6 protein-coding genes are annotated in these 6,000 nt (G+C 60.2%); all 6 read left to right on the top strand.

The window, feature by feature from the left end; all coding sequences use genetic code 11:
- The first annotated feature begins 258 nt into the window (after nt 1–258).
- Nucleotides 259–597 (top strand): helix-turn-helix domain-containing protein, encoded by a 339-nt coding sequence (locus tag PMX72_RS07180; protein WP_040358312.1) that lies wholly within the window; start codon nt 259–261, stop codon nt 595–597.
- 178 nt (nt 598–775) lie between these two features.
- Entirely contained in the window at nt 776–2,437 is a 1,662-nt protein-coding gene (locus tag PMX72_RS07175; protein WP_055286060.1) for a CTP synthase, read from the top strand.
- A gap of 2 nt (nt 2,438–2,439) precedes the next feature.
- The gene (gene xerD / locus PMX72_RS07170) at nt 2,440–3,381 is read left to right on the top strand and encodes a site-specific tyrosine recombinase XerD (RefSeq protein ID WP_117584232.1); all 942 of its coding nucleotides are present in this window, start codon (nt 2,440–2,442) and stop codon (nt 3,379–3,381) included.
- Between the two features lie 461 nt (nt 3,382–3,842).
- On the top strand, nt 3,843–4,277 hold the full coding sequence (locus PMX72_RS07165) for a division/cell wall cluster transcriptional repressor MraZ (RefSeq protein WP_006234269.1): 435 nt from the start codon (nt 3,843–3,845) through the stop codon (nt 4,275–4,277).
- A 20-nt stretch (nt 4,278–4,297) separates the two neighbouring features.
- Complete coding sequence (gene rsmH / locus PMX72_RS07160) at nt 4,298–5,263, top strand: 16S rRNA (cytosine(1402)-N(4))-methyltransferase RsmH (RefSeq protein WP_006234266.1); 966 nt, start codon at nt 4,298–4,300, stop codon at nt 5,261–5,263.
- A gap of 90 nt (nt 5,264–5,353) precedes the next feature.
- The gene (locus PMX72_RS07155; protein WP_022094483.1) at nt 5,354–5,824 is read left to right on the top strand and encodes a hypothetical protein; all 471 of its coding nucleotides are present in this window, start codon (nt 5,354–5,356) and stop codon (nt 5,822–5,824) included.
- Nucleotides 5,825–6,000: the final 176 nt, after the last annotated feature.

Below are 6,000 nucleotides of genomic sequence, written 5' to 3'. Positions count from 1 at the left end.
GCTCGACCTTCTCCCTGCTGTACATGCGAACCTCCAGTCCGGACCGCCCCGCGGTCCAACTTTCTGTCCGCACCCCCAAGTGCCTATTTCGGCGAAAAATAGCCGTTTACCTGCCTAGAAACAATTTGAGCGGTATACAATAACCGTAACTGTTTCATCCTTAGCGGGATGCCGCATGATGGATATTACCTGCCATCGTGAGGTGTGTCGGTCGCGCACGGCGCGTTAGATGCTCGTGCTCGGTTTGAGGAGGCTGCTATGGCGGGCAAGGGTCGTGCGAGTGTCAACGATATGAAGCGTGTCGAGGTGCTGGTGTTGATGGAGATCGACCAGCAAACCGAAGACAATGGCGGGCCGTATGGTTTCTCGCGCAAAACGCTTGCCGAGCGCGTGGGGGTTTCGCCGTATCGTGCCCGCGCCGCAATCGATCGCTTGGATTCCGAAGGCATGATTGATGTCGTCTCGCGTTATAGCGACGACGGCGGTCAGCTTGCAAATGGCATTTGCCTCACCGAACGTGGCGAGTGGTATCTTGAGGGCGTCCGTACCGGCATGCTCGTTCAAGAAATGCTTGAGGACGAGGTTGCTGATCGATAGCAGCATGTAACCCTTGCCATAGCGACGCCGCCTGGGAAACCGGGCGGCGTTTTGTTTCAAGATTGAGAAATGCAATCGCACGCGAGAAAAATTGCGGACGGTCCGCGGCGCGAGTATTACAATGAAGACCCGTAAGATGTGGATAAACAACTTCTACGGGAAGCGCAGGTAACTCAATATGACCAAGCATGTGTTCGTAACCGGTGGCGTGGTTTCGTCCCTGGGCAAGGGTATCACCGCGGCCTCGCTGGGCCGTCTGCTCAAGTCGCGTGGCTACAAAGTAACGATGCAGAAGGCCGACCCGTATCTGAACGTCGACCCCGGTACCATGAGCCCGTTCCAGCATGGTGAGGTCTTTGTAACCGAGGATGGTTACGAGTCCGACCTGGACCTGGGTCATTACGAGCGCTTTATTGATGAGAACCTGACCCGCGATTCCAACTTTACGACCGGTGCCATCTACAAAAGCCTCATCGCCCGCGAGCGTCGCGGCGACTTTTTGGGCGGTACCGTGCAGGTGATTCCTCACGTCACCAATGCCATTAAGGATAAGTTCCGCCGCATCGAGGAGCAGACCGGCTCCGATGTAGTCATCACCGAGCTGGGCGGCACGATCGGCGACATCGAGTCCCAACCGTTTGTCGAGGCCATTCGTCAGTACCGCAAGGAGGCCGGCCCCGAGAACGTCTGCTACATCCACGTGTCGCTCGTTCCCTATATCGCCGCCGCCCACGAGGTCAAGACCAAGCCCACGCAGCATTCCGTCAAGGAGCTCCGCAGCTTTGGCATCCAGCCCGATATTATCGTGTTGCGCTCCGACCACCATATCGATGACGCTATCCGCGGGAAGATCGCAAGCTTCTGCGACGTCGACACCGATTGCGTCTTTACCAACGAGGACTGCGCGAGCATTTACGATGTTCCGCAGCTGCTTGCCGAGCAGGACTTTGACCTGCGCATTTGCGAGCGCCTGGGTCTGGACCCGCGTGAGCGCGACATGAGCGAGTGGAATGAGTTCCTGCGCAAACAGAATCACGCCAACCATCACGCCGACAAGGTGAAGATCGCCGTCGTGGGCAAGTACACGCAGCTGCCCGATGCGTACCTGTCGGTTATCGAGGCCCTGCACCATGCGGGCGTCTTCTACGATCGCCATGTGGACGTCCAACTGGTCGACGGCGAGAGCCTCGACGAGCAGAATGTCTCCGAGGTTCTGGGCGACGCCTCGGGCATCCTGGTCCCCGGCGGCTTTGGCAAGCGCGCCCTGGAGGGCAAGATCCTCGCGGCCGAGTTTGCCCGTGAGCACAAGATTCCGTATCTGGGCATTTGCCTGGGTATGCAGGTGGCCGTGTGCGAGTTCGCCCGCAACGTCGTCGGCCTTGCCGGCGCCAGCTCCTCCGAGTTCGATCCGGACGGCCCATTTAGCGTCATCGATCTGATGAGCTCGCAGGAGGACGTGACCGAGAAGGGCGGCACCATGCGCCTGGGCGCCTATCCGTGCAAGCTCGCCGCCGATACCCTTGCTCGCGAGGCATATGGCGAGGAGCTCGTCTACGAGCGTCACCGTCACCGCTTTGAGTTCAACAACGCCTTCCGCGACCAGCTTGAGGACGCCGGTTTGGTTATCTCGGGTCTGTCGCCCGACGAGCGCCTGGTCGAGATGGTCGAGCTGCCGCGCGACGTGCATCCTTGGTATGTGGCAACCCAGGCTCACCCCGAGTTCAAGAGCCGTCCGACCAACCCGCAGCCGCTGTTCCGAGAGTTCGTGCGTGCCTCGATCGGTCAGCACGAGGGCGTCGATCGCCTGCAGGTGACGCCCATGAACCTCGCTACGGACTAAGGGTGCCGGCGAACAAAGAACATACCGAAGCTACTCCCTCGTCGCTCGCCGTGGCGGCGGGGGAGTATCTCGATTACCTCGCGGTCGAGCGGGGTTTGGCGCGCAACACGATTGCGGCTTATCGTCGTGACCTGACGACGTACTGCGCGTATCTGGAGCGGGCGGGCATCATGTCTTTTGATGAGGTGACTCGTCAGGTCGTGGAGGGCTTTGTCGCCGACCGTCGCGATGGGGGCTATTCCGATGCCTCGGTGGAGCGTGCGCTTGCGGCCGTGAAGGGCCTGCATGCCTTTTTGGTGCGCGATGGGATTGTGGCCCAAAATCCAACGGCGGCGTTGCGCCTGCCTAAAAAGGCTGAGCGTTTGCCGGAGTATCTATCGGTGGAGGATGTCTCGGCGCTGCTCGATCAAGACTTCCCCGAGGGCGAGATGGGCTTGCGCGACCATGCCATCTTGGAAGTGCTCTACGGATGCGGCTTGCGTGTGAGTGAGTTGGTGGGGCTCGATGTTGGCGATATCCATATCGACGATGGCTTTGTGCTCGTTCGCGGTAAGGGCTCAAAGGAACGCCTGTCCCCGTTGGTGGGAAGTGCGGCGCGAGCTCTGACGCGCTATATAACTAAGGGGCGTTCTCGCTTGGCGGCCCATGCCCACGGAACCGAGACCTCAGCGGTCTTTTTAAATAAGAACGGCCGCCGTCTGTCGCGCCAGGGCATCCATGCCATCTGTGAGCGCTACGGGCGCCAGGTGGGGCTGGTGGGACTCCATCCCCATACGCTGCGTCACTCCTTTGCCACCCATATGCTTGCGGGCGGTGCAGACCTCCGTGTGCTACAGGAGATCTTGGGACATGCCGATATATCGACCACGCAGGTCTACACGCATGTCGATCGTACGCAACTGACCGAGGTCTATCTGGCGGCGCACCCGCTGGCACATCGTTAACACATCGCTGGCCTGCATATCTATAGGTATTTGGGGACGGGCCCCAGATTGCCGCGACGTGCTTTTGCGCGCGCATGGGCAATCTGGGGCCCGTCCCATTTTTGCCACTTGTCGTCGCGGTGGCGGGCCGCATGTGCCTTGGGTGGGGGAGTTTGGGGGCGATGTGAACGGCGTGTAAAGGGACGTAAAAATCGCCTCAAGGTCAACTTGAAGGTTGAGGTTCGCGGGCGTGGTTCTACAGGTGGCATCCCGCCTTTGCTGCAAACACAACATATTGTGTTTTCGAACATATGCTCGGGGGTGTTTTACAACATATTGGGGGTGGAATGGTGGGGAGGGGTGGGGGAAGGGGGGGGGAAAGGTGTTGAAAAATGGGGCGGTTCCCCATATTATTGATGACGTCGACAGGCGGGGTGGTTCCCCGCGTACGTGCCATCTGAGTAACCGAGGGGAGGGCGCACATGGGAATGACTGGTGCATACGAGCGCAATCTCGATGCAAAAGGTCGTCTGTCCCTGCCTGCACCCCTTCGCGAGGAGCTTGGAGAGCACGTTCGCGTGTTCAAAGCCCTGGATGTCGATGCTCTGTACGTGTTCTCTGCCGAGGCCTTCGATAAGTGGGTCGAAGGACTCTTCGCGGGTCGTGAGGGCCACGAGGGTTTTAACCCGCGTGACATTAACGACCAGAAGCTCATGAGGGCGATCAACAAGCGCACCACGTCGATGGACGTGGACAGCGCCGGTCGTATCGGTCTTTCCGAGTCTCTCCGCAAGCAGGCGAACCTCGACCGCGAGGTCACGGTTGTGGGCAACTACGACCACCTTGAGGTTTGGGATCGCGCCGCGGCCGATGAGGACGATGACGATGAGGCCCTGCTGGACCTCTTCTTCTCGTAAGGGCAAGGCACGGGTAACGGATGGAGCGTGGGATCTTGACACAAGAATATCGGCATGAACCTGTCATGCTCGGCGAAGTGCTTGAGTCGCTGCGGCTAAAGAGCGGCTCCGTTGTCTGCGATTGCACCCTTGGCGGTGCCGGCCATTCGGTAAAGATGGCCGCGCAGGTGGGGGAGACGGGCCTTTTGCTCGGCGTCGATCAGGACGACATGGCCCTCGAGGCCGCTGGCGCCCGTCTGGACCGCGAGGTTCCCGGCGTTCCGCACCAGCTGCTGAAGGGCAACTTCGGCGACTTGGACGAGCTGCTTTGCTCGGCCGAGGTGCCCGGGGTCGATGGCTTCCTGTTCGATTTGGGCGTTTCGTCACCGCAACTCGATATCCCTGGCAGGGGCTTTTCGTATAACGAGGACGCCCCATTGGACATGCGGATGGATCCGGGTAATAACACCTTAAACGCAGCTGAGGTCATCAACACCTATAACGAACACGACCTCGCCCGGATTCTACGCGTCTACGGCGAAGAGAAGTTCGCCTCGCAGATCGCGCGCGAGATCGTGCGCCGCCGCGAGCAAGAACCGATCGAAACCACCGGCCAATTTGTCGAGATCATCAAGGCGGGTATCCCGGCTGCCGCTCGTCGGCATGGCGGACACCCGGCCAAGAAAAGTTTCCAGGCCATTCGCATCGAGGTCAATCACGAGCTCGATGTGCTCGAACGAGGGCTTGATGCCGCCACCAGGTGGCTCAACCCGGGCGGACGTATCTGCGTCATCTCGTATCACTCGCTCGAGGACCGTATCGTAAAGAACCACTTTAAGGAGATGAGCCAGGGGTGCACGTGTCCGCCGGAGATTCCGGTGTGCGTGTGCGGCAACGTGCCGATACTCAAGGTCATCACCCGCAAACCCTTGGTTGCCCAGCCTGATGAGGTTGAGCGCAACCCTCGGGCGAGATCAGCCAAAATCCGCGTGGCGCAGCGTCTGTAGGCGCGACCGCGCGATATTGGACCTCCCGCTCGCACCATAAACGAAGCTTAAACACACTACCAACGTACTCGGGATGGGAGGCGGCATATCATGGGCTACAACACTTCAAGCGCAGCACTCGCCTATGATATGAACGCCATGCCCGCCTATCGTGAGACGCCGCAGGCCCCCGTTGCTCCCCGTGAGCAGCGCACGCCGCGCTTTGATGTCTACACGGGCGCGGGCCGTCAGGCAAACCAGGCGGTAAGCCCGGTTTTCATGAGCGTTCTTAAAACGTTTTGCATCATTGCGGCTATCTTCATGACGATCGGCGTCGCCCGCGTGGCGCTCGCCGGCGTTACGGCCCAGGTGCTCAACAGCAACGCCGAGCTTACCAACACGCTCGAAAAGGCGACCGATGAGAGCTCCGACCTGGAGGTCATGCATTCGGTCTATGGCGCCGACACGCGCATTCGCGACCTTGCGGGCGCTTATGGCATGGTGGAGCCCAGCGAGAGCGTTACACTTGACTTTTCGCAGGATGCAGCCGCGGGCGCCAACGCGACCGCGACCGCTCAGTAGCAAGACGGTAGCTGAGTATGACAAATGACTATCGCCGCGGTTCCGATGGGGGCCGCGGTTCTGGACGTCCCTCGTCGCGGGGACGTTCTGGTTATCAAGGAACGGGTCGGCAATCTTACAACGCCGGGCAGTCCCGTGGCAACGACCCGGCGTCGCGACTTCGCGGCTCGGGCGGC

It is taken from the genome of Collinsella aerofaciens (assembly GCF_028207065.1).
Lineage (GTDB): Bacteria > Actinomycetota > Coriobacteriia > Coriobacteriales > Coriobacteriaceae > Collinsella > Collinsella aerofaciens_AR.
Note: the sequence above shows the minus strand (reverse complement) of the source record. Positions and strands in the feature narration are given on the sequence as shown.